At 41.1% G+C, this 23,886-nt stretch carries 22 protein-coding genes; 13 read left to right on the top strand and 9 right to left on the bottom strand.

The window, feature by feature from the left end:
* Nucleotides 1–17: 17 nt before the first annotated feature.
* Both dusB and POV26_RS14710 read right to left on the bottom strand, forming a co-directional pair.
* The gene (gene dusB / locus POV26_RS14705) at nt 18–1,010 is read right to left on the bottom strand and encodes a tRNA dihydrouridine synthase DusB (RefSeq protein WP_272857224.1); all 993 of its coding nucleotides are present in this window, start codon (nt 1,008–1,010) and stop codon (nt 18–20) included.
* Nucleotides 1,011–1,088: 78 nt separating this feature from the next.
* On the bottom strand, nt 1,089–3,509 hold the full coding sequence (locus POV26_RS14710; protein WP_272857225.1) for a TonB-dependent receptor domain-containing protein: 2,421 nt from the start codon (nt 3,507–3,509) through the stop codon (nt 1,089–1,091).
* A 218-nt stretch (nt 3,510–3,727) separates the two neighbouring features.
* Here POV26_RS14710 and lepA point away from each other — a divergent pair, with 218 nt between their 5' ends.
* From lepA to POV26_RS15410, 3 genes are all read left to right on the top strand, one after another.
* A complete protein-coding gene (gene lepA / locus POV26_RS14715; RefSeq protein ID WP_272857226.1) occupies nt 3,728–5,524 on the top strand; it encodes a translation elongation factor 4 in 1,797 nt (598 codons plus the stop codon).
* Nucleotides 5,525–5,560: 36 nt separating this feature from the next.
* Complete coding sequence (locus tag POV26_RS14720; protein ID WP_272857227.1) at nt 5,561–5,785, top strand: hypothetical protein; 225 nt, start codon at nt 5,561–5,563, stop codon at nt 5,783–5,785.
* Between the two features lie 96 nt (nt 5,786–5,881).
* Entirely contained in the window at nt 5,882–6,109 is a 228-nt protein-coding gene (locus tag POV26_RS15410; protein WP_419180023.1) for a type II toxin-antitoxin system PemK/MazF family toxin, read from the top strand.
* A gap of 34 nt (nt 6,110–6,143) precedes the next feature.
* Here the strand turns inward: POV26_RS15410 and POV26_RS14725 are convergent, their stop codons facing one another.
* Nucleotides 6,144–6,371, bottom strand: coding sequence for a hypothetical protein (locus tag POV26_RS14725; protein ID WP_272857228.1), 228 nt, complete (start codon nt 6,369–6,371; stop codon nt 6,144–6,146).
* A 37-nt stretch (nt 6,372–6,408) separates the two neighbouring features.
* On the bottom strand, nt 6,409–8,277 hold the full coding sequence (locus POV26_RS14730; protein ID WP_272857229.1) for a cation:proton antiporter: 1,869 nt from the start codon (nt 8,275–8,277) through the stop codon (nt 6,409–6,411).
* Nucleotides 8,278–8,416: 139 nt separating this feature from the next.
* Here POV26_RS14730 and POV26_RS14735 point away from each other — a divergent pair, with 139 nt between their 5' ends.
* The 3 genes from POV26_RS14735 to POV26_RS14745 are packed head-to-tail and all read left to right on the top strand — an operon-like array spanning nt 8,417 to nt 12,797.
* On the top strand, nt 8,417–9,277 hold the full coding sequence (locus POV26_RS14735; protein WP_272857230.1) for an MBL fold metallo-hydrolase: 861 nt from the start codon (nt 8,417–8,419) through the stop codon (nt 9,275–9,277).
* A 17-nt stretch (nt 9,278–9,294) separates the two neighbouring features.
* Nucleotides 9,295–10,965, top strand: a complete 1,671-nt coding sequence (locus POV26_RS14740) for a S8 family peptidase (protein WP_272857231.1) — start codon at nt 9,295–9,297, stop codon at nt 10,963–10,965.
* Complete coding sequence (locus POV26_RS14745; RefSeq protein ID WP_272857232.1) at nt 10,962–12,797, top strand: M1 family metallopeptidase; 1,836 nt, start codon at nt 10,962–10,964, stop codon at nt 12,795–12,797. The genes POV26_RS14740 and POV26_RS14745 overlap by 4 nt, the downstream gene beginning before the upstream one ends.
* Nucleotides 12,798–12,838: 41 nt before the next feature.
* On the opposite strand, the gene POV26_RS14750 is transcribed toward POV26_RS14745, so the two are convergent.
* Nucleotides 12,839–13,381 carry a transposase gene (locus tag POV26_RS14750; RefSeq protein ID WP_272857233.1) on the bottom strand — a complete coding sequence of 181 codons (543 nt, stop codon included), beginning with the start codon at nt 13,379–13,381 and terminating at the stop codon, nt 12,839–12,841.
* Nucleotides 13,382–13,534: 153 nt separating this feature from the next.
* On the opposite strand from POV26_RS14750, the gene rnpA reads away from it, so the two are divergent.
* The 6 genes from rnpA to POV26_RS14780 all read left to right on the top strand — a co-directional run bounded on the left by rnpA (nt 13,535) and on the right by POV26_RS14780 (nt 18,557).
* Nucleotides 13,535–13,900: a ribonuclease P protein component gene (gene rnpA, locus POV26_RS14755; protein ID WP_272857234.1), complete on the top strand. Its 366-nt coding sequence runs from the start codon at nt 13,535–13,537 to the stop codon at nt 13,898–13,900.
* Nucleotides 13,887–14,702, top strand: a complete 816-nt coding sequence (locus POV26_RS14760; protein WP_272857235.1) for a DUF4349 domain-containing protein — start codon at nt 13,887–13,889, stop codon at nt 14,700–14,702. Before rnpA ends, POV26_RS14760 begins: the two co-directional genes overlap by 14 nt.
* A gap of 51 nt (nt 14,703–14,753) precedes the next feature.
* A complete protein-coding gene (locus POV26_RS14765; protein WP_272857236.1) occupies nt 14,754–16,376 on the top strand; it encodes a S41 family peptidase in 1,623 nt (540 codons plus the stop codon).
* Between the two features lie 65 nt (nt 16,377–16,441).
* On the top strand, nt 16,442–17,281 hold the full coding sequence (gene dinD, locus POV26_RS14770; protein WP_272857237.1) for a DNA damage-inducible protein D: 840 nt from the start codon (nt 16,442–16,444) through the stop codon (nt 17,279–17,281).
* Between the two features lie 12 nt (nt 17,282–17,293).
* Nucleotides 17,294–18,118, top strand: coding sequence for a sterol desaturase family protein (locus POV26_RS14775; protein WP_272857238.1), 825 nt, complete (start codon nt 17,294–17,296; stop codon nt 18,116–18,118).
* A 67-nt stretch (nt 18,119–18,185) separates the two neighbouring features.
* Nucleotides 18,186–18,557 (top strand): hypothetical protein, encoded by a 372-nt coding sequence (locus POV26_RS14780; protein WP_068762074.1) that lies wholly within the window; start codon nt 18,186–18,188, stop codon nt 18,555–18,557.
* A 69-nt stretch (nt 18,558–18,626) separates the two neighbouring features.
* Here the strand turns inward: POV26_RS14780 and POV26_RS14785 are convergent, their stop codons facing one another.
* The 4 genes from POV26_RS14785 to POV26_RS14800 form a co-directional block, all read right to left on the bottom strand.
* Nucleotides 18,627–19,067: a GNAT family N-acetyltransferase gene (locus POV26_RS14785; RefSeq protein ID WP_272857239.1), complete on the bottom strand. Its 441-nt coding sequence runs from the start codon at nt 19,065–19,067 to the stop codon at nt 18,627–18,629.
* A 15-nt stretch (nt 19,068–19,082) separates the two neighbouring features.
* Nucleotides 19,083–20,012 carry a cation diffusion facilitator family transporter gene (locus tag POV26_RS14790; protein WP_272857240.1) on the bottom strand — a complete coding sequence of 310 codons (930 nt, stop codon included), beginning with the start codon at nt 20,010–20,012 and terminating at the stop codon, nt 19,083–19,085.
* A 9-nt stretch (nt 20,013–20,021) separates the two neighbouring features.
* A complete protein-coding gene (gene rpiB / locus POV26_RS14795) occupies nt 20,022–20,453 on the bottom strand; it encodes a ribose 5-phosphate isomerase B (RefSeq protein ID WP_045080378.1) in 432 nt (143 codons plus the stop codon).
* 750 nt (nt 20,454–21,203) lie between these two features.
* On the bottom strand, nt 21,204–21,443 hold the full coding sequence (locus tag POV26_RS14800) for a DUF2007 domain-containing protein (protein ID WP_272857241.1): 240 nt from the start codon (nt 21,441–21,443) through the stop codon (nt 21,204–21,206).
* A gap of 223 nt (nt 21,444–21,666) precedes the next feature.
* On the opposite strand from POV26_RS14800, the gene rnr reads away from it, so the two are divergent.
* A complete protein-coding gene (rnr, locus tag POV26_RS14805) occupies nt 21,667–23,874 on the top strand; it encodes a ribonuclease R (protein ID WP_272857242.1) in 2,208 nt (735 codons plus the stop codon).
* Nucleotides 23,875–23,886 lie beyond the last annotated feature (12 nt).

Consider the following 23,886-nt stretch of genomic DNA (forward strand, 5'->3'; position numbering starts at 1 on the left):
TTAAAGTGCTTAATCCCTTAAGCAAACTCATAATCCCCAAAAGCTTCCAAGACTTCATCAAAAGCCTCAAAAACCGAGGAAGCATCATCGCTGGTTACCATTTTCATTCGGTATTCCTTGAAGTTTGGAATGCCCTTAAAATAGTTGGTATAATGGCGGCGGGTTTCAAAAACGCCTAAAGTTTCGCCTTTCCAATCTATCGCCATTTGCAGGTGGCGTTTGGCGGCATCCACACGTTCCGGCATTGTTGGGGGCGGCAAATGTTCGCCTGTTTTAAAATAGTGCTTCACTTCCTTAAAAAACCACGGATAGCCAATACTTGCCCGGCCAATCATGGCGCCGTCCAAACCGTATTTGTCGCGCATTTCCATGGCTCTTTCGGGCGTGTCAACATCGCCATTTCCGAAGATGGGAATGTGCATGCGCGGATTGTTCTTTACCTCGGCTATGGGTTTCCAGTCGGCATCGCCTTTGTACATCTGCGCACGGGTACGTCCGTGGATGGAAAGTGCCTGGCAGCCCACATCCTGCAAGCGTTCGGCAACCTCAACGATTTTTATGGAATCGTGGTCCCAGCCCAAACGGGTTTTTACGGTAACGGGAAGCTTGGTGTGCTTTACCATGGCTTCGGTTAGGCTTACCATCAAGTCGATATCCTTCAAAATTCCGGCACCCGCACCTTTTGAAACTACCTTTTTTACGGGGCAGCCAAAGTTGATGTCAATCATATCCGGGCCACTGGCCTCCACGATTTCAACACTGCGCAGCATCGATTCCAAAACGGCGCCGAAAATCTGGATGCCCACGGGACGTTCCTTTTCGTAAATATCCAGTTTCATCACGCTTTTGGCGGCATCGCGTATAAGCCCTTCGGAAGAGATAAATTCGGTAAAAACCACATCGGCGCCCTGTTCCTTGCAAAGGGCGCGGAACGGCGGGTCGCTAACGTCTTCCATCGGCGCGAGCAGCAATGGAAAATCTGGCAATTGTATGTTTCCTATTTTCGGCAATTCTTTCTTTTTGAACTGCAAAAGTAGTAAATATCAGCAAAATGTGATTTTAAAAGATTTCGATTGAAACAAAGGAAGCTAATTGCTACTCTCCAATCTATCGCCCTCGTCGGTTTTTATCTGTTTGGCATTGTCGCGAAGGCGTGCATTTCCGAAGTTATATTTGAAACCTACACGGAACACCCTGTATTCCAGATTTGCGTAAAAATGATTGTCCTGATTGTAATAGCGCGAGGTGGAGGCCATATCCTTCAAGGTGTCAAAAATATCATCCACGCCTACTGTCAAGCTTGCGCGCTTGTTCCAAAAATCCTTTCTTACAGAAATATTCAAAAAACTCTGATTCTTGAAATATCGGTTTCCAAAGACAAAATTTGAAATGTATTTCCCCGTCAGGTCTGCCGTAAAAGTACGATCCTTGGAAAGTGTAAAATGGTTGGTAAGAAATAGATATTGCCCAAAAGTGTCATTGGTGTACTTTTCCTCAGCACTTTGCAACGCATAAAATTCATTGGCCAAATAAAAGGTAGAGGTGTTAAAGTGCATCCACCACCACGAATTGAGCGAACTAAAATAAGTAACGTCAAAAGCGTATTGATAACTCCGGATCAAATTGGCATCAATTCTTTCCAACGTGCTATTATTATTGTTTTGAAATGTGAGCACGTCTAAACTGTTTTCAACATTTTCATAATAAAGCTCAAAAAATAACTTGCTTTTGTGGTCAATGGTCAAAGTAACTTTGTCGATTACCGCTGGGACCAAGTTTGGGTTGCCGCTGTTGTAATCCCGTTCGGTAATGAAATATTTGAAGGGATTCAAACTCTGATACCGCGGGCGGTCAATACTTCTGCTATAGCTTAGCCCAATGCCGTCGTTCTCATTTATGGTATAATGAAAAGAGGCGGAGGGGAAAATATCAAAATAGTCTTGGTTGTTCACCTGCCCCAAAGCGCGCGAATCCGCTTCAATTTCGGTAAATTCGCCACGAAGGCCAAGGGTAAGGCTCCATTTTTCCCACTCTTTTTCAAAGTTTATGTATTCTGCGTAAATGTTCTCCGTATAGTTGAAATTGTCAGACAGCGCATTATTGAACACCTGTGTATTGTTTTCGGTGTCGAAGAAATCCAAAACACTCTCTGTGTTTACATTGCTGAATTTGAGCCCCGCCTCAAGAGTTCCGCCCCAAAGCCCTGTTGAAACATCGGCTTGGCCCGTAAAAATGTTGTTGTTCTGTTTAGATTCCGTGTAAAAACTATTGTTTCCCGAAAAATCATCATTTGCCAAATAATAATCAGAACTCACGCCCTGGTTCTGCAAATTATCGTAATATATATAATTTGCCGAGGCGGAAAGCGTCGATCCTTTATCATCCAGCTCTCTATGGTAATCTAAGGCAAAAGTAAGATTGTTTTTTTCATAATTTACGTTGCTCAAGGTGGTGATCGTTGAGTCCAGTTGCCGTTGCGGATTGTAAATTAAAGATTTTCCGTTATTGCTGTAGTCAATTCTCGGAGAGGCGGAAATGTTTGAAGTAAGGCTTATTGAATTCCTTTCGTTCAGCGTAAAATCCAAGGCAACGTTTCCGTTGTGGTTTTCATGTTCGGTAGTTCGGTCAAAATTTGTTTCCCAAATAGATTTTGTATCAACTTCATTCGGTTGAAAAAACCTGACATAGCCATCATCTTCCTTATATTCCTTTCTTTTTCCGTAGGTATAACTGGCGTAAACGTTCAGCCAATTGTTTTTGTAAAAGTGCGACGTTCCAAATTTGTACTTTGGGTAAATGCCCTGTTCATAAGTTGCGTCAACGGAACCCTTATAGCCAATGGAAATAGCTTTTGAGGTAACAATATTCAGCACCGTGCCTGCATCGGCGTCATATTTTGCAGAAGGATTCGTGATGACCTCAACAGATTTTATGTAAGCGGCATCCATATTCTGCAATAGCGAAGCCACTTCGGAAGAAGACAGATAGACCCTTTTGCCATTGATGTAAATTATGGGCGAAGAAAACTTCACTTGAATATCCTCTCCAATAACAACAACGCCGGGGGTTTTTTTAAGAAGGTCCATAGTGCTCCCAACAGAAAAGGAAGAATTCTCAACGTTGAAAACCAATTTCCCGGGAGTCTTCTTAACCGTTGGCAATTTTGCGGTAACAACGGTTTCATCCAGCATTTCAGGACTTGTGTTAAGAATGACTTTGCCGAAATCCTTGTTCGAGGAAAGTTCGACGGCTTCATTGTGATCCTCAAAACCAATATAACTGAAGTTAAAGGTATAGTTTCCGGCCTTTAAACCTTTCAGAATAAAAGAACCGTCATCGTCGGTAGTAGTGCCTTTTAAGGGCGTTTCCGATTCGGCCTCATAAACCAGCACATTTACAAAAGATAAAGGCGCATTTTCTGCATTAGTTATTCTTCCAGAAACTGAGAAGTCCTGCGCCAACAAAATACCGCCCTGCAGGCAGCACAAAAGCATGAAAAGTCTTGTCATAACATAAGTAGATATCTGGGGCGACACCGGTTACTATGATTCTTTCTGGGGAGAAAACAAATAAAAATAGCTGAATTACAGCTTTACAGTACAAATATGTTAAAAAAATATTAAACAAAAACTATCATGAAGCATTAATTTTAAGTGTTTTAATCAAAATATTTAAAATCACTCTTTTAATCTATATTTGCAACTTGTAAGCACGAGAAGGAATTTTTATGAAGAACATCCGCAATTTTTGCATTATAGCCCATATTGACCACGGAAAGAGCACCTTGGCAGACCGCCTTTTGGATGCCACCGGCACCGTGACCGATCGCGAAAAACAAGACCAATTGCTGGACAATATGGACTTGGAGCGCGAGCGTGGCATTACCATTAAAAGTCACGCCATCCAGATGGATTATGTTTACAAAGGCGAAAAATATACGCTGAATTTGATAGACACCCCCGGCCACGTGGATTTCTCGTATGAAGTTTCCCGTTCCATCGCTGCCTGCGAAGGGGCGCTACTCATTGTTGATGCGGCACAGAGCATACAGGCGCAGACCATTTCAAACCTTTATTTGGCCTTGGAGAATGATTTGGAAATAATTCCGGTTTTGAACAAAGTAGATCTTCCTTCTGCAAACGTAGAGGAAGTGACCGATGATATTGTGGATCTGTTGGGGTGCAAGCCTGAAGAGGTAATTCCCGCAAGCGCCAAGACCGGCATTGGCATTGAAGAAATTTTGAGCGCCATTATCGAGCGTATTCCACCGCCAAAAGGCAACCCGGAGGAGTCGTTACAGGCCTTGATTTTTGACTCGGTTTACAATCCTTTCCGCGGGGTTGAAACGTATTTTAGAGTTCTTAATGGTGAAATACGAAAAGGACAGCACATCAAGTTTATGGCTACCGGAAAAAGCTATTATGCAGATGAAGTGGGAACTTTAAGGCTGAAACAATTTCCAAGAGATGTAATTAAAACCGGCGATGTAGGATATTTAATTACCGGAATAAAAGAAGCCAAAGAAGTAAAAGTGGGCGATACCATTACCGATTCAAAAAATCCGACCGTAAATATGATTGAGGGTTTTGAAGACGTTAAGCCGATGGTTTTTGCCGGAATCTACCCTGTGGACACTGAAGATTACGAAGAGTTGCGAAGCTCCATGGAAAAATTGCAGTTGAACGATGCTTCCTTGGTTTTCATTCCCGAAAGTTCCGCTGCCCTGGGTTTTGGTTTCCGCTGCGGGTTTTTGGGAATGCTCCACTTAGAAATTATCCAGGAAAGGTTAGAGAGAGAGTTTGATATGACGGTGATTACCACCGTTCCGAACGTTTCCTATCACGCATTCAGCAATAAGGAGCCGGATGTTCCCATTTTGGTGAACAATCCTTCCGATTTGCCGGACCCTTCAAAATTGAACCGGGTGGAAGAGCCCTATATTAAAGCAACAATCATCACAAAATCCGACTTTGTGGGTTCCGTGATGTCGCTCTGTATTGAAAAAAGAGGCGAAATTACGAACCAAACCTATCTAACGACCGAACGGGTTGAACTTACTTTTGACATGCCGTTGGCAGAAATCGTTTTCGACTTTTACGACAGATTGAAAACCGTTTCAAAAGGCTATGCATCCTTTGACTATTCGCCCATAGGCATGCGCCAGTCGCACCTTGTTAAAGTAGATGTGCTGTTGAATGGAAATATTGTGGATGCACTTTCGGCCTTGCTTCACCGCGATAATGCCTATGATATTGGGAAGAAAATCTGCGAAAAATTGCGCCAGCTTATCCCGCGGCAGCAGTTTGACATTCCTATTCAGGCGGCCATCGGTGCCAAAATCATTGCCAGAGAAACTGTAAAAGCATTACGAAAAGACGTTACCGCAAAATGTTACGGTGGCGATATATCGCGGAAGCGAAAACTGCTGGAAAAGCAGAAAAAAGGAAAGAAACGCATGCGCCAAGTGGGCAATGTGGAAATTCCGCAGGAAGCGTTTATGGCCGTGCTGAAGTTGAATGATTAATTATTTTATATTTTCATTTTATAGAATAATTGAGAAATGAAAAAAGATAATCTTATAGAAGAAACGATAAGCACGCTTTCTAAACTTCCGAAAGAGAAGATACTCGCTCTTGCTGAATACGCCTCTTTCCTGCTCGCGAAATATGAAGAGGAGCAATTGCAAAAAGGAATGGAAACCTTGATGGAAAATTCAACCTCTTTTGATTTTTTGAAAGAAGACAGCCTAACTTATACCATAGAAGATATTAAAGAAAAGTATTGATAAAAAAGGGAGATATTGTACTCGTCAAATTCCCTTTTACAGATTTATCGGGTTCTAAAAATAGACCCGCTCTTGTCTTGATAAGCAGAGGAGCAGATGTTGTTGTTTCTTTGTATTGCTTCAAACATCATTTACAGTGAACAATGGGATATTGTTCTTGAGCCCAGTTCAAAAAACGGATTAAAACAAATTTCCACCATAAAAATTTCCAAAATAGCAACTCTTGACGAGACCTTGGTTTTAGGAAAAATAGGGCAAATAAGTTCTGTGGATATTTTAAAGGTAAATGAAAGTCCTGCCCTGTTATTCCAAATTCATTCTTAAAAATGAATTGGATTATAGCCTCAAAATACAATGGTTAATTCCCACAACTCGCCCCAGCCTGTTCCAATCCAGAAATATAGGTATCATAGGGCGTTCCCGTGTTTTGACCGTTAACGGATGCATTACCATCATTTTCCTTGCAAACCTGAAAATCGGACGTTTCGGGCGAAGAACAGGTGGTGCAACTGATGCTGTCATCCTTTTTACAGGAAAAAATGGATAGGCCGCAAACTATTGCTATAATCAAGGAAGTTTTTTTCATCAAAAAAAGTTTTAATCAAAACGTTTTTATTGCACAATTATTTTTTCTCTTTTGCTTCATTTTCTGAACGTGTGGCGTTCACAACATCTTCAAAATCCATCGGTTTGCCCAAATAAACCAAACTGCTCCCTTCCTCCACCTCCAGTTCCGTTGGTGCGGTAATAAGATCCAAAAAGCCGTTGGGACGTTTCAGAAAAAGTGGAATGGCGTTCTCATTTTCGCCGATAATGTTCAACACCCGCAAAAATTGGTTGTGGCTCCCCACCGGAATTTCCTGTATGGACGGGAAATCCTGCGCCACTTCCATAAAACGTGTATAATCGTGGGTGTATGAAAAAAGTTCCTTTGCCGAAAGGCTGTTGCGGTTGCGCATTTCTTCCGAAGTCATCAAACGAAAGGTTCCGTTCTCGCCAAAATATTTTCCAAAGCGGTTGATGGCCTGTTTGTTGATCTCATCGCTGCCGGTCATTGCCAATAGGTAACCCACATCGTTAAGTTCAATATTATCGGTTAGATCGTCTGCGTAAATATTCGCTGTAAAAGCTTCCAGACCGAGCTCTTTTGCCCTGTTGATATTTAATTGGTTGGAATCTATCAAAACCACATGGCGGTTGTTTTTATGCAGGTAGGTAGCAATTAAGCGAGACACTTTGGAAGCCCCGACCATGATGATCCCTTCCGATTTCTTTAAATAGACCCCCATCCAACCTGCCATGACCCTCGCGGTTGTGGCATTTATAATTACGGTTATCAAAACCACGGCAAAAACCAAAGGTGTAATATATTCTGCTCCAACAACCCCCTTTGAAACCAATTGGGTTCCGAAAAGCGAGGAAATACCCGCGGCAACAATCCCGCGAGGCCCGACCCAGCTTATAAACAGTTTTTCATTGGTTTTGAGCGAAGAGCCCACGGTACTGGCAAAAACCGTCATAGGCCGCAACACAAAAATAACAATGGCCAGTAAAATTGCGGTTTTCCAGTTATAGACCAACAAGAGATCTTCCACGCTTATATTTGCCGCAAGCAGAATAAAAAGTATGGAAACCAGCAGCACACTGAGCGATTCCTTAAAATAAAGAAGCTCCTTTAGGCTTGGCAAATCGCTATTGCCGAGAAACATCCCCATGACCACCACCGCCAAAAGCCCCGATTCGTGCGCAAAGAGATCACTGATCACAAAAACCGCCATAACCAAGGAAAGCGAAACCACATTGGACAAATAATGCGGCACAAGTTTCTTTTTTATGGAAAAGTAAAGTGCATATCCTGCCGAAATTCCAAAAGCCATGCCTATTAAAACAATTTTTCCAAAATCCAGCAACGCCTGTTTTGTATAGCCTGAATCGCCCTCAACGCTAATAAACTCATATACCAGTACGGCCACAAGTGCACCGATTGGGTCAATAAGGATTCCTTCCCACCGGAGAACGGCCGCAACATCTTTTTTAAGCGGAATATTTCTTAAAATTGGAGTAATTACCGTCGGTCCAGTTACAATTATCAGTGCCGAAAATAGAAAAGATATACGCCAGTTAAGCCCGAAAACATAATGTGCGGCAATTCCTGCGCCAATAAAAGTGATTGCGGCCCCAATGCTTATAAGCTTCCCGATAGCAGGCCCAACTTTCGAGATTTCATCTCTTTTAAGGGTCAACCCTCCTTCAAACAGAATAATCCCAACGGCAAGCGACACAAAATAAAAAAGATTTTCCCCGGGAAACAGCCCCTTTTCACCATTCCAGATAGGCTGAAGCCATTGGGCGCCATCGGCAGACATAAAGGTGGAAAGCGGGCCTACCAATAGACCGATCAGAATCAAAGGTAAAATTGCGGGGATTTTGAATTTCCAAGCAACCCATTGGGCTAAAATTCCTAAAATAATAATTCCTGCAAGTTCTACCATTAAAAAAGGGTTTTCGGTAAATTAAAGATTTTTCGTTTCCACGAAATATTAATGAATTGTTAAAAATAGTATAATTAATTTATACTTCAGTGCACGGAATGTAACGCTTTTGTTAATTTGCGACTCATTTCTTCTGATTATGAATTTATTCCCTATTGAAGCCGGAAATTTTAAACTCGATGGCGGCGCCATGTTCGGGGTCGTGCCAAAAACCCTTTGGAACAGAACCAATCCAGCCGATGCCAACAATATGATAGATATTGCCGCGCGCTGTCTTCTTATTGAAAACGGCGATCGGCTTACCTTGATCGATACGGGAATGGGCAACAAGCAAAGCGAGAAATTTTTTGGATATTACTACCGGTGGGGAAATTTCAATTTAGACGATTCGCTCAAAAAATACGGTTTCCACCGCGACGATATTACCGATGTTTTTATGACGCACCTCCACTTTGACCATTGTGGCGGCAGCGTGCAGTGGAACAAGGACCGTACAGGCTATGAACCGGCTTTTAAAAACGCGACTTTTTGGAGCAACAAAGCCCATTGGCAATGGGCCACCGAACCAAACCGAAGGGAGCAGGCTTCCTTTTTAAAAGAAAATATTTTGCCGATGCAGGAAAGCGGACAATTGAAATTTGTATCGCAGCCCAAATCAGATTTTGCAGAGCCCGATGAAATGGACTTTGGAATTCTTTTTGTGGATGGACATACCGACAAGCAAATGATCCCACACATCAACTATAAAGGAAAGACCCTGGTTTTTATGGCAGATTTGCTTCCTACGGCAGGCCATTTGCCGCTTCCCTTTGTGATGGGTTATGATACGCGACCTTTACTTACACTTCCCGAAAAGGAGAAATTTCTGAACAGAGCCGCTGAAAATAACTTCTATCTTTTTTTGGAGCACGATGCCCACAACCCGATAATAACGGTTAAAAATACCGATAAGGGCGTTCGATTAAACGAAACCTTATCACTTAACGAATTTTTTAATTAACACTTATTTCAAAAAAAATGAATCTTTTTAAGACCACACTATTCGCAGTTGCCATCTCAACTGTTTTGGCAGGCTGCGGCAGCGGTGCTGCCATTGTCGCCACTCCCATTCAGAATATCGATTCCAACCCTTTAAAAATTACGCCGCTAACCGAGGAACAGTTAAAACACTGGCCAGCAATGGACCTTGTAACCGACACCGTGCCCGGAATGAGCGTTGACAAAGCGTACAGCGAAATCATCAAAAAACGCAAGGGAGAAACGGTTATCGTGGGTGTAATAGACAGTGGTGTAGATATTGACCACGAAGACCTAAAAAACGTAATCTGGACCAATCCGGGGGAAATTGCCGGCAACGGTATTGACGATGACAACAACGGTTTTATAGACGACGTCCACGGGTGGAATTTCCTTGGCGACATTACCGGTGAAAACATGGAGTATGTGCGCATCATCAGAAAATTCAAGCCTAAATTTGATGGAAAGAGTGAAGCTTCAATCAGCGCCGCAGACCGAAAGGACTTTGCAATGTACCAAAAAGCAAAAGCCGAATACGAAAAGGAATTGGCCGAAGTAACCGGGAACAAATCGCGCTACGAGCAGATTCTTTCACAATTGCAGCCCACCCACGAGGCCATGGCCAAAAAACTTGGAAAGGAAGACTATACGCAGGAAGACCTTGCCGCAATAAAAAATCCATCGCCACAAGAGCAGCAGCAAATCGCAATGCTGAACCAAATGCTGAATTTTGCCGACTCCGTACCCGAAGTTTTGGAAGAACTTAATAAAGGCCTGGAATATTTTGATGGAAGATTGGAAAACAATTTCAATATGACCAAAGATTTCCGTGGCGTTTTGGGCGATGACCCAGAAGACATTACCGACAATATTTACGGAGACAACAATGTGGCCGGGCCAGACCCAACACGTGAAAATGTAAAGCACGGTACGCACGTTGCAGGTATTATTGCCGCACAGCGCAACAACGGCATTGGCATGGACGGCGTGGCAAACAACGTTAAAATAATGGCCGTGCGCGCAGTGCCTGATGGTGATGAGTACGATAAGGATATCGCGTTGGCAATCCGTTATGCGGTGGACAACGGCGCCAAAGTGCTGAACACCAGCTTCGGAAAATATTACTCACCGCACGCTGATTGGGTTTACGATGCCATTAAATATGCCGCGGAAAAAGACGTATTAATTGTTAACGCTGCAGGGAACGACGGTTTGGATCTTGACACCGTAAACATATATCCAAACGATCAATTTGACAATGGTTCCGAAATGGCAGATTCCTTTTTGACCGTGGGCGCGCTAAACTTTAAGTATGGCAGTGAAATGGTCGCAAATTTTTCAAACTACGGAAAAACCAACGTTGACGTATTTGCGCCCGGCGTGAAAATTTGGGCAACTACGCCTTTAAACACCTATCAATTCCTGCAGGGGACCTCTATGGCCTCGCCTGAAGTTGCGGGTGTTGCCGCAATGATCCGTTCCTATTACCCAAACCTTTCCGCAGCACAAGTAAAGCAAATTTTAATGGATAGCGGCCTTTCAACCAACACCCAGGTGGTTTTGGGCGGCGACCCATCAAATACCGATTCCTTCGCTAATATTTCAAAATCGGGGAAAATGGTAAATATGTACAACGCCCTAATTATGGCAGATAAAATGGCCAACTTATGAAGCAGCTTCTAACCGGTTTCTTTTTTATAGCAATATCCTTTTCGGCATTTGCGCAGAATAACAAATGCTATTGGCAGCAGGAAGTAGATTATAAAATGACCGTCGATATGGACGTGAAAACCTTTCAATATAAAGGCACGCAGGAGTTGAAATACACGAACAACTCTCCCGATACCTTGACAAAGGTTTTCTATCATCTTTACTTCAACGCATTCCAGCCGGGCAGCGAAATGGACGTGCGTTCGCGGACCATCGCAGATCCGGATAGCCGCGTGATGGATAGGATTTCAAAACTATCCCCTTCGGAAATTGGATACATTAAACCAACGCTTTTCACACAGGATGGCGTTGCCGCAAATTATACCATTAAAGGTACAGTGATGCAGGTATTGCTGAACAAACCTATTTTGCCGGGCGAAAGCACCGTGTTTAATATGAACTGGGACGCGCAAGTGCCGTTGCAGATCCGACGTTCGGGGCGTGACAGTTCTGAGGGCGTTGCCTTAACGATGACGCAATGGTACCCAAAAATAGCCGAATACGATTTTGAAGGCTGGCACGCTGACCCATACATTGCCCGCGAATTTTACAGCGTTTGGGGCGATTATGACGTTACCATAACCATAGACGCCGATTATACCATTGGCGGAACCGGTTATCTTCAAAATCCCGCCGAAGTAGGTCACGGATACACCGTTCCCGGTCAAAAGTGGATGAAACCTAAAAAGGGAAAATATACTTGGCACTTTTTGGCACCCGATGTACACGACTTTGCTTGGGCTGCAGATGATGAATATGTACACGATACCTATCCCGGGCCTAATGGTGTAACCCTTCATTTCTTCTACAAGAACGATCCTGAAATTGCCGAGAACTGGAAAAACCTGCAACCGAAAACGGCGGCATTGATGGAATTTTTCAACGAGCACATTGGGGAATATCCCTATGAGCAATATTCCGTAATACAAGGTGGCGACGGCGGAATGGAATATGCCATATGTACCATGATTACGGGTGGGCGTGAGTTTGGAAGCCTTGTAGGTGTAACCGCCCACGAGCTTGCACATTCCTGGTTTCAGTTTGTTTTGGCTACCAACGAAAGCAAACACGAGTGGATGGACGAAGGTTTTACTTCTTACATTTCAGATGAGGCCATGAATTATGTAATGGAGGAAAACAAACCAAATCCGCACGCCGGTTCCTACAGAAGTTATTTCTATATGGCCACAAGCGGCGCGGAACAGCCCCTCACTACCCATGCCGACAGATACGCTACCAATCGTTCCTACGGCATAAATGCCTATAGCAAGGGTTCGGTATTTTTAACGCAGTTAGGATACGTTATCGGACCAGAAAACCTTTCAAAAACACTAAAGCGGTATTATTCCGATTTCAAATTTAAGCACCCCACACCAAATGATTTTATCCGCACCGCGGAAAAGGTTTCGGGCTTTGAGTTGGATTGGTACCTAACAGATTGGACGCAAACCACAAACACCATCGATTACGGAATAAAAGCTGTGGAAAGCGAAGGTGAAAGCACAAAGGTAACTTTGGAGAGAATCGGCTTGATGCCAATGCCCATAGACCTTTACGTGACCTATGAAGACGGTTCGCAGGAATTGTTCTACATTCCATTGCGGATGATGTGGGGCGAAAAGCCAAACCCATTCACTGAACTCAAGCGCACCGTTTTGGAAGATTGGCCGTGGGCATACCCGACCTATACTTTTGAAATAAAGAACGGTAAAAAAGTAAAAAATATGATGATAGATGCCACGCGAAGAATGGCGGATATTAATCCTGAAAATAATCTTTGGGAAGTAAAATAATTTAAACCAATAATCTTGTAGGCGCGCGATTAATCGCGCGCCTACATTTTTAAACCTGCTTCATTATTCCGGTCTCTATACCACATTTTCGGGTTGTTTTGAATATAATCCTGAATTTTTAAAAATGATGTTTGGTTTCGGATGATGTGATCGTAAAATCTTGCCTGCCAACCAAATTTTGTATTTATTTTTCTACAGTCAAACGTTGTTTTTCCTTTAAACCAACGAACCGCAGTTGAAATATTCTGATGCAACATGGGGTTTTTATTTCCTGTAATCCCTCCTGTTTTTTCATCAATGGCGAAATCGTTGGTTTTTATATGTTTTAAACCATCTATTATCAAAATACCATGCAAATGATTCGGCATAATCACAAAATCGGCAATTTCAATATTTGAATATTGTGTTTCAATATTACGCCAATTTGATTCCACAATTAAGCCCGCTTCATTTAAAACCATTATATCATTTTCAATATTTCCAAAAAAATGTTCTTTCTTCTTGGTACAAATTGTCAAAAAATATAATCCAATATTGGAATAATCCCAATTTTTTAATCTGAATGAACCATCTTTGTGTTTCACAATAAATGTTTTATTTAACTAAATGTAACCCATTTTCTTAAATTTATCACTACAATTGAGGATTGACGATGCGCAGAAATGGCGTGCGATTATACGGAAAGGCGCGCGATTATGCGAAAAGGCGCGCGATAAATCGCGCGCCTACACAAAATTATGAACCAAAAATTTCCCAAAACCCAAAAACTAAAAAGCGCCAAGACAATTGAAAATTTGTTTTTGGAAGGGAAAACACATTCCAAATTTCCCATAAAAGTATTTTTTCTTCCGAAGGAAAACTTGGAAAACCATCTCGCTGCTTTCGCAGTTCCGAAACGGAATTTTAAATCGGCCGTGGAACGAAACCGCGTTAAAAGACAGCTTCGCGAAGCCTATCGGCTTAACAAACACTTGCTTAAAGAAATTCACGGCAAGAAATTTGTGATGCTATTTCTCTTTTTGGGAAAAGTCAAACCGCAGTACGCCGAACTTGACAAAGCAATGGTAAAGCTGCTTAAAAAATTAGGATATGAAAATAGTTAGCACTTTACTTTTATTGTTTGTTTTAAGTTGCTCTGGCGGAGGGGCAAATAAAGATTTTGAAACTTTGGAAGCTCCATCGGCATCTTATGAAATGAGTCCGGAGATGGAGGATATTTCTCAAAATACCCAGATCCAGGAACAAAAAATAATCAAAACGGCTCGTCTCGCTTTTGAAACCAAAGATGTGGAGGCGACCCATAAAAAAATTATTCAGCTTGCTTCGCAATACAAAGGCTTGGTGCAAAGCGACAACAGCGGCAAAGACTACAACCGTATTTATAAAAATATGACCGTCCGCATTCCCACGAAAAATTTTCAGCAATTTATCGACGGCATTTCTGAAGGTGTTGCCTATTTCGACCAAAAAGATATTTCAAGGCAGGACGTTTCCGAAGAATTTGTGGATTTGGAAGCGCGTTTAAAAGCAAAGCGCGTGCTTGAGGAACGCTATCTTGAGCTGCTGAAAAAAGCGAATAAAGTTGAGGAAATGTTGCAAATAGAACGCGAACTTTCCAACATTCGTGAGGAAATTGAAGCTAAACAAGGGCGATTGCAGTATCTGCAAAGCCAGGTTTCAATGAGCACCGTAAACATTGAATTTTATAAAACCACTGCGGAAACCGGCATCACCCAATCCTACGGGCAAAAAATGAAAAACGCGCTGCAGGGCGGATGGAACGGCATTTCGGTATTTTTCTTGGGCATTTTATACCTTTGGCCTTTATTCCTCGTTGCAATAATAGTTGTTATCATTCTTCGTATATTTCTGAAGAAGAGAAAACCAAAAAATCCCAAAAACTAAAACTCCAAATTCCAAGTTTTGGAGATTCCTTTTAAATTAAATTTTCAGAAAATGAAAAAAAGAATAATAGTTCCCATCATCGCCGTCGGTATCTTTTTTACTACCGTAAGTTTCAAAAGTGACTTTTTTGAAATTGCCAAACAGATTGAAATCTTCACCACACTTTTCAAAGAATTGAACATGAACTACGTGGACGAAGTAACGCCCGCAACGCTTATGGACAAAGCCATTAAAGGCATGTTGGAAGATTTGGACCCATACACCGTTTATTGGAACGAACAGCAAGTAGAGGATGCCAAAATCAACAATTCCGGTATTTATACGGGCATTGGTGCCACCGCGCAGAGCAGAAAGGATAAAATTATAATTGTGGAGCCCTACAAGGATTACCCTGCCGATAAAGCGGGATTGAAGGCTGGGGACGAAATCGTAAAAATAGGCAACGTAAATATTGCCGATTTGGAAGACGACGCCGGCGAATTATTAAAAGGCGCACCCGGCTCAACCGTTGATGTAACTTACAAAAGACAAGGAAAAACAGCCACTGCAACCATCACCAGAGGGGCGGTGGATTTAAAAGCGGTTCCCTTTTACAAATTGATAAATGACGACATTGGATACATTGTGCTTTCACAGTTCAACCGAAAAACTACTATTGAGACCAAAGCTGCGCTGGTTGATTTGAAGTCGCAGGGCGCAAAAAAAATCATTCTGGATTTACGCGGAAACCCAGGCGGCTTGCTAAATGAAGCCATAAACGTGGTAAACCTATTTGTGGATAAAGGCGAAGTGATTACCACGACCAAATCGGTTATTGAAAAATACAACCAAACCTATAAGACCAAAAGCGACCCCGTAGATACTGAAATTCCACTTGTAGTTTTGGTAAACGGAAGAAGCGCTTCGGCCAGTGAAATTGTTTCGGGCGGATTGCAGGATTTGGACCGTGCGGTAATTGTGGGCGCCCGAAGTTTCGGAAAGGGGCTCGTACAGCGTCCAAAAAAATTGACTTACGGAACACAGTTAAAAGTAACCATTTCGCGTTATTATACCCCCAGCGGCCGCTGCATACAGGCCCTTGACTACTGGCACCGTGACGAAAACGGCGACCCCATCCGGAAAGATGCCAAGGAATACAACGCCTTTAAGACCAAAGGTGGAAGAACGGTTTACGATGGCGGCGGGATTTTGCCCGATGTGGAATTGAAATCTGCGGTTTTTAGCCCTATAACCACGGCTTTGCTAAAGGACAACGCCATTTTCGATTTTGCAACAAAATATTACTACAGCCATCAAATGACAGACTGGAAAAATTTTAAGTTTACCGAAGCCGATTTTCAGGATTTTCTGAAATTTTTAAAAGACAACAATTTCGAATACGAAACCGAAACCGAAAAGAAGTTTGCCGAAGGTTTAAAAATCTCGGAAGATGACGATATGAGCAAGGATATTTCAGCAAGTTACAACCAGCTTATGGCTGCAATTGATAATGCCAAAGACAAAGCTATCGTTGATAAAAAAGTAGAAATAGAATCGTTGTTGACCGATGAAATTTTAAAGCGCTATTTCTATCGCGAAGGTTTGTACAATTACCAAATAGAGCACAATCCCGAGATTTTGGAGGCGGTTGCTGTTTTGAATGATGAAGGAAGGTATAGGAAAATTTTGAAGTGATAAATACGCTCAAAATATTGATTGAACATCTTTTCAAAAACCATATAATTATTTAAATTCATCAAATGAAATCTGATATAATAAAATCCTTATCAAATAATTTTGAAGACCACTCACAAACTACAGAGAATGGAATAGAATTTTGGTTTGCAAGAGATATTCAACATTTATTGGGTTATTCAGAATGGAGAAATTTTCAAAAGGTCATTACCAAGGCTAAAATATCTTGTGAAGCCACGGGTAATGATATTTTAGACCATTTTGTTGACGTCAACAAAATGGTACAACTCGGTTCTGGGAGTGAGCGAGAAATTGATGATATAATGCTCACAAGGTATGCTTGCTATTTAATTGCCCAAAATGGAGATCCTAAAAAAGAGCAAATTGCTTTTGCACAGAATTATTTTGCAATACAAACAAGAAAATTTGAAGAAATTGAAAAAAGAATCAAAGATTGGGAAAGACTTCAAGCAAGACAAAAATTAACGCTCTCTGAGAAAGAGTTATCCGAGCTCATTTATGAGCAGACGGGGAATGATAAAAATTTTGGATTAATAAGAAGTAAGGGGGATCAAGCACTTTTTGGGAAGACCACACAACAAATGAAAAATAAACTCAATGTTCCCAAAGGAAGGGCATTAGCCGATTTTCTACCAACAATCACGATAAAAGCCAAAGATTTTGCAACAGAGATTACTGTTTTCAACACAAAAGACAAAAATTTAAAAAACGAAAGACAAATATCGACTGAGCATATAACCAATAATCGTTCCGTTAGAAAAATTCTACTTAGTAGAGGCATAAAACCTGAGGAATTGCCAGCCGAAGAGGATATTAAAAAATTGGAACGTAGGGTAATTTCAGAATCTAAAAAGCTTGGTAAAAATCCTGATAAATTGAAGTAATTGTATTTAACAATGCACTCCTTCCTAACCTTCTTCGAAACTATGCCCGTTTGGATGAAAGCAGGTTGGGTGTTTTTTGTGCTTACCATTTTCTGGATTCTTGAAGGGTATTACACACTCGTTTTTACCAAATACAACAAATGGCGGCACGCAAAAACCAATTTAATCCTGCTGGCCTTTGTGATGTTGATAAACGTGGTTTTCGGGATTGCGACCGTTGGTATTTTTCTTTGGTTAAACAATTCAAATTTTGGATTACTACATCTTTTTGATGGGCCTGTTTGGTTAGAATTACTGCTTTCCATCCTGGTTTTGGATTTGATTGCGCAGTATTTCGTGCACTATCTACTTCACAAAGTAAAGTGGATGTGGCGGCTGCACACCGTGCACCATAGTGATAAAAATGTGGACGTGACCACGGGCACGCGCCACCATCCTTTCGACTTTATTATTCGGGAAACGTTTGCTTTGATTGCCGTTGTGATTATGGGAATGCCAATTGCTTTCTATCTTTTTTACAGAATTTTGAGCGTGCTTTTTACCTATTTCACCCACGCCAATATTTCGCTTCCAAAGCAACTGGACAAAGCGCTCAGCTACATAATTGTAACCCCGAATATGCACAAATTCCACCATCATTATCAAATGCCGTGGACGGATAGCAACTTTGGAAATATGTTCTCAATTTGGGACCGCCTCTTCGGAACGTTTGTGTACGGAAAAACTGCGGATATTAAATACGGACTGGACATTGCCGACCATCGCGATGATAAAAATATTTTGCAACAACTGAAACTTCCTTTTGACGGATCCATTCGTTATAAAAAACGATTTTAACACTATCATTATTTAGTTAACATAAAGTTAACCGCCTGTTTATCAATGCTGTTGTATCTTAGCGTTTATGGTACAATCAGAAAGAGACGAAAACAAGGAGATTCTTAAGGAATCTGTGGCCTATTTAGAGAACCGGGGTTTTGAACACATCCAGGCCGATGTGGAAGGTTATGAAACCCCAAAATCCTATCACAAAAAAGATAGCGATGTGGTAATTACTCCAGACATAGTAGCAGATCGTGCCGGGATAAAGCACTATTTTGAAATCAGTCTAAAATCTGAAAAACCGCGATTGCTAAAATCCAAATGGCAGTTTTTGGATACGTTGACTCGTATGCGGAACCAGCGTTTTAAAATCATTACCCGCCGAGGGCATTATAAGTTTACGGACGAAATGCTGAAAGACCTTAATCTGGAGAAAAATCTTATTAAACTGTAATCAGTTTATACTTGAAAATTTCCTCCTTTTTTACCCTAACCCTAAAGGGAAAAGAGGAGGAAATATTTTTTAAACTCTAAGCATCGCAATATGCGGAATGCCATCTTCCATATAACGATCGCCGATGGTTTTAAACCCGTGGCTTTCGTAAAAAATTACCAAATACACTTGGGCCGATATCTTTATTTTATCGGCTTTATAGTTTGTTTTAATGGCTTCTATTGACGCTTTGGTGATGGCGTGGCCATAGCCCAGTTTTCGGTAGTTTTCACGCACCAAAACCCTTCCTATGGCAGCTTCGTCAAAATAATCACCCGCTTTGAAACAGCGCGCGTAGGCTACTAAATTACCGTCTTCCCACCCCATAATGTGCAAGGCACGTTCGTCCTTTCCATCAATATCTTGATATACACAATCCTGCTCCACCACAAAAACCTCGCTCCGCAATTGTAAAACGTCGTACAATTCCTTTGTGCTCAATTCACCGAAATTCTTTACTTCAATTTCCATAGTTTTTTAAATAAATCAATCCTGCACAATAATATCCTTTGGGTCGTCCTTTTGGTGTTCGGGCTGGATGGTTACGTGGTTTATTCCGAAGTCGTGATACAGCATTTCCTCTACCTTGGTTAAAGCCTCATCAAACTGGGTTAAGGTTATGTCCTCGTGAAATTCCACGTGCGCTTCCAAATGTGTTTCCTGCTCATTCAATTGCCAAATATGGATATGGTGCATATTTTTTATCTCGGGAATTTTGCAAACAGCTTTATTAATTACTTCCAAATTTAAGTCATCGGGAGTAAAAAGCATCAAAACCTTAAAAGAGCTTTTCAACAAATCGTAACCCATTATCAATAAATAAAGTGCAATCAAAACGGTCAACAAGCTATCGACCCAAAACCATTCGTAATATTTCATAAGCAGACCGCCGATCAAAACGGCCACGGAAGCTGCCATATCGGTAAACAAATGCAGATAGGCGGAGCGCATGTTCATATTGCTTTTTGAATCCTTAAAAAGAAGTAAAACACTGAAACCATTGAAAACAATACCCAAAACAGCCAGCCAAATAACCAGGCCACTTTCAATAGTATGGGGATTGAAAAAACGAAGAACAGCTTCGTAAATAAGATAAATTGCCACTACAATCAAAGTGGCGGAATTCACAAATGCCGCAATAATTTCCGCACGTTTGTAGCCGAAGGTTTTGGTAACCGAAGCATCTTTTTTTGAATATCTATCGGCAATGTAACTCACAACCAGTGAAAGCACATCGCTAAAATTGTGAAGCGCGTCCGAAAGCAGCGACAAACTCCCGGAAATTACCCCGCCGATTGCTTGTGCCACGGTAATACCTATGTTCAAAAGAATGGAAAGCAACAGCTTCCTTCCCTTTAAATCGGGATGCGAATGCCCATGCGAATCGTTAGGGGAATGTGCGTGGTTATGCGCCATTTTATTGGGTTATGAACAGGCTATTTTTTCAACGCGATTTTTGTGGCGGCCGCCTTCAAATTCGGTTTTAAGAAAAGTTTTTACCATTTCAACAGCTTGTGGTTTGCTTGTGAAACGTGCGGGAATGCTTAAAATATTGGCATCGTTGTGCTGACGGGCGAGCTCAGTAATTTCTTTGGTCCAACAAAGTGCGGAACGCACTTTTTGGTGTTTGTTGGCGGTCATATTTGCACCGTTTCCACTTCCGCAGATTATGATTCCTAAATCCACTTTTCCGTTTTCAACATCCGCAGCGACGGGATGTATAAAATCAGGGTAATCCACACTTGCTTCGCTATCGGTTCCGTGGTTGATAACGGTGTGTCCTTCTTTTTCCAAATAGGAAATGATTTCAAATTTATACTCAGTACCTGCGTGGTCGTTGCCGATGGAGATTTTCATAACTAATATTTTTTTCAAAGATAATGATTTAAGAAGCAGAAAATTTCTTACTACACTTAAAATAAAGAAGCAAAGGAGATGTAATACTCCGACCCTAAAGGGAGTCATATTAAAACTTCTACTTGAGTTTCTAATAATTATTTTCTCCCCTTTAGGGGTTGGGGGTAATTCCCCGAAGTGCTGGGGATTTATATTTTCTTAGCTGAAAATCAATTGATAACGATTTCTTAACGCTACCGTCATCATTCAGTTAACAACCTTGTTGATATTTGTTAATGGAATTTCGACAAGTAAAATTGCAAGTGTGGGGATTATTTACAATAGGTTTAAAATTTACAGAACTCAAAAAAAGTAAACCATTTTTTACTTGCAATTTATGAGCAACATTTCTTTCGTTTCAAACAACATTTCTATAAAAACTTATAAGATTTTAGTTGTCAAAATACGTTATCCACCATTGTTAACTACTTCTGCTATTTCGTTATTTCCAAGGCTTTTAAATCTTAAATATATGTTAACAACGTTTTATTAAATGGCAATAAATTCATTTCAAAACAAAACCTCAAAAAGTTATTGTACATATTAACACCCTATCATCATCACCATTTTTTATTTTAAAAATTTCAAAAAAAGAAATGATGTATAAATAGTTGTTGATAACATTAAAAAAATGACTTAGGACTAAGGGACATAAGACGTAGGACTAAAAAAATAGTCTTATGTCTTACGTCAAAAAGTCTTACGTCATTTTTAAACTATTTTCAAATTGGAAGGATGGTCTAGATTTTTGATAATTTCCTCAGCCTCTGCAACGTCTTCTATATGAACCTGCAGCCGAATCCCGCCAACGGCGTTGGAATAGAACGGAAAAACGCTGATCATGGTTTCATTTTGAAATATGTACCGAATCTCCGCCTGGTCAAACAAAAGCTGAAGCACCGCATATTCCGCAGGGTATGAAAAAATAGCTATGGTTTTAAAGTGCTTCATTGTGTTTGTTTCTATGTTTTGGAATGATATGAAGTTACATTAAACAATGTATTTTTTTAGAAATGAACTCACAGTTATTGAGTTACTGAGTTATTAATACGTAACCTTCAAATAACTAATAACTTAATAACCCAATAACTATTACCAAGGTACTAAATCTTTCCTAATGTAAACACGTCATTCTTTGAGAAGTAGTACTTTTACGCCAATTACAAAAACAACTATGCCAAAAAATAAAAGAAAAAAGAAAAACAATAAAATTGAAAATCTTTCCCAAACCATACTGAACATTCTTCGGAAAGATCATTCACAAGCATTCAATTACAAACAAATTGCCGCAAAACTGCAACTTGACGACCCCAGCAGCAGAAACCAAATAGTGAAAAAACTAAAGGATCTGCAGGGCAAGGGAAGCATACAGGAAATTGAGCGCGGCAAATATATACTTACCCCTTCACAAAATTACTATACCGGAAGAGTGGATATTGCCGGCCGAGGCCAAGGTTATATTATCGTCGAGGATTTGGAGGACGATATTTATGTGAAAAGCAAAAACCTGAACAAAGCCTTAAACGGCGATATTGTTGAAGTGTATGTTTTTAAACGCAAAAAGGGCGGAAAGACCGAAGGAGAAGTAACCAAAATTTTAGAGCGAAAACGAACCGAATTTGTAGGTACCATTCAAGTGCAGGAAAACTTTGCCTTTGTGGACGTTACCGATTATAAAATGTACACCGATATTTTTGTTCCGAAGAATAAAATAAACGGTGCAAAAAATGGTGAAAAAGTATTGGTTGCAATGGAGGAATGGCCCGAAAAAGCCGATTCTCCTTACGGAAGGGTAATCAAAGTACTCGGAATGCCGGGCGAACACAATACCGAGATCCATTCCATTTTGGCGCAGTACGGTCTTCCGTATGAATTTCCAAAGGAAGTGGAGGATTTTGCCAATAAAATTGACACTTCCATAAAAGCTTCAGAAATAAAAAAACGTCGCGATATGCGCGACGTTCTCACATTTACGATAGATCCAAAGGACGCAAAGGATTTTGACGATGCGCTTTCCTTTGAAAAACTGGAAAACGGAAATTTCGAAATAGGAATCCATATTGCAGATGTTTCACATTACGTAACCCCCGGTAACGAACTGGATGACGAAGCATACGAACGCGCAACTTCGGTCTATTTGGTTGATAGGGTAGTGCCGATGCTCCCGGAAATTCTTTCAAACAACGCTTGTTCGCTTCGGCCCAATGAAGAAAAATATACGTTCTCTGCAGTTTTCGAAATAACGCCCAAAGCGGAAGTAAAAAAGCAATGGTTCGGAAGAACCGTAACGTACAGCGATGCCCGCTTTGCTTATGAAGAGGCGCAGCACATAATTGAAAATCCGAAGGATGAAACACATACAATTCCCTCAAAAATTTCAATCACGGATAAGGAATATACGGTTAAACCAGAAATTGCCGAGGCCATTCTGGAAATGGACCGTCTTGCAAAAACGTTGCGGACAAAACGTATGCGTGCCGGTGCCATTTCTTTCGATAAAGTGGAAGTGAAATTCATTCTCGATGAAAATAATAATCCCGAAGGAGTTTATTTCAAGGAAAGCAAGGATGCCAACAAACTGATTGAGGAATTTATGCTTTTGGCAAACAGAAGTGTTGCCGAATTTATAGGAAAACAGGAACCTAAAAAGACGTTTGTTTACAGGGTTCACGACGAACCGGACGATGAAAAGATTGCCGCTTTGGAAAATATAATAAAGCGTTTCGGCTATAAACTGAACACCAAGGACCGTTATTCCACCGCTCAATCCATGAACAAACTTTTAAAGGATGTACAGGGCAAAAAAGAGCAGAATTTAATTGATACACTCGCCATCCGCAGTATGAGCAAGGCAATGTACACAACCCATAACATAGGCCATTACGGTCTCGCTTTTGATTATTACACACATTTCACTTCGCCAATCCGCCGTTATCCCGATGTGATGGTGCATCGATTGCTGCAGCATTATTTGGACGGAGGAAAATCTGCTAAGGAAGAGGAATACGAAGAAAAATGCGGCCACAGCAGCGATATGGAAAATCTAGCCACCAATGCAGAGCGCGATAGCATCAAGTATATGCAGGTGAAGTATATGCAGGATCACCAAGATCAGGAATTTTTGGGAGTAATTTCAGGAGTTACAGAATGGGGAATCTATGTTGAAATTATATCAAACAAATGCGAGGGCATGGTCCGTTTACAGGATTTGAACGATGATCGCTACGAATTTGACAGAGAGGAATATGCCGTCATTGGCCAACGCACGAAAAATGTGTACCAACTTGGTGATGAAGTTTATGTAAAAGTGAAGAATGCAGATTTAGTGAAAAAGCATTTGGATTTTACGATGTTAGGCCACCGAAAGGATTATAAAAATTAAAATTTTACCATT

Origin of the sequence: Aequorivita todarodis (genome assembly GCF_028561335.1) — a bacterium.
In the GTDB taxonomy this organism is placed as follows: Bacteria; Bacteroidota; Bacteroidia; order Flavobacteriales; family Flavobacteriaceae; genus Aequorivita; species Aequorivita todarodis.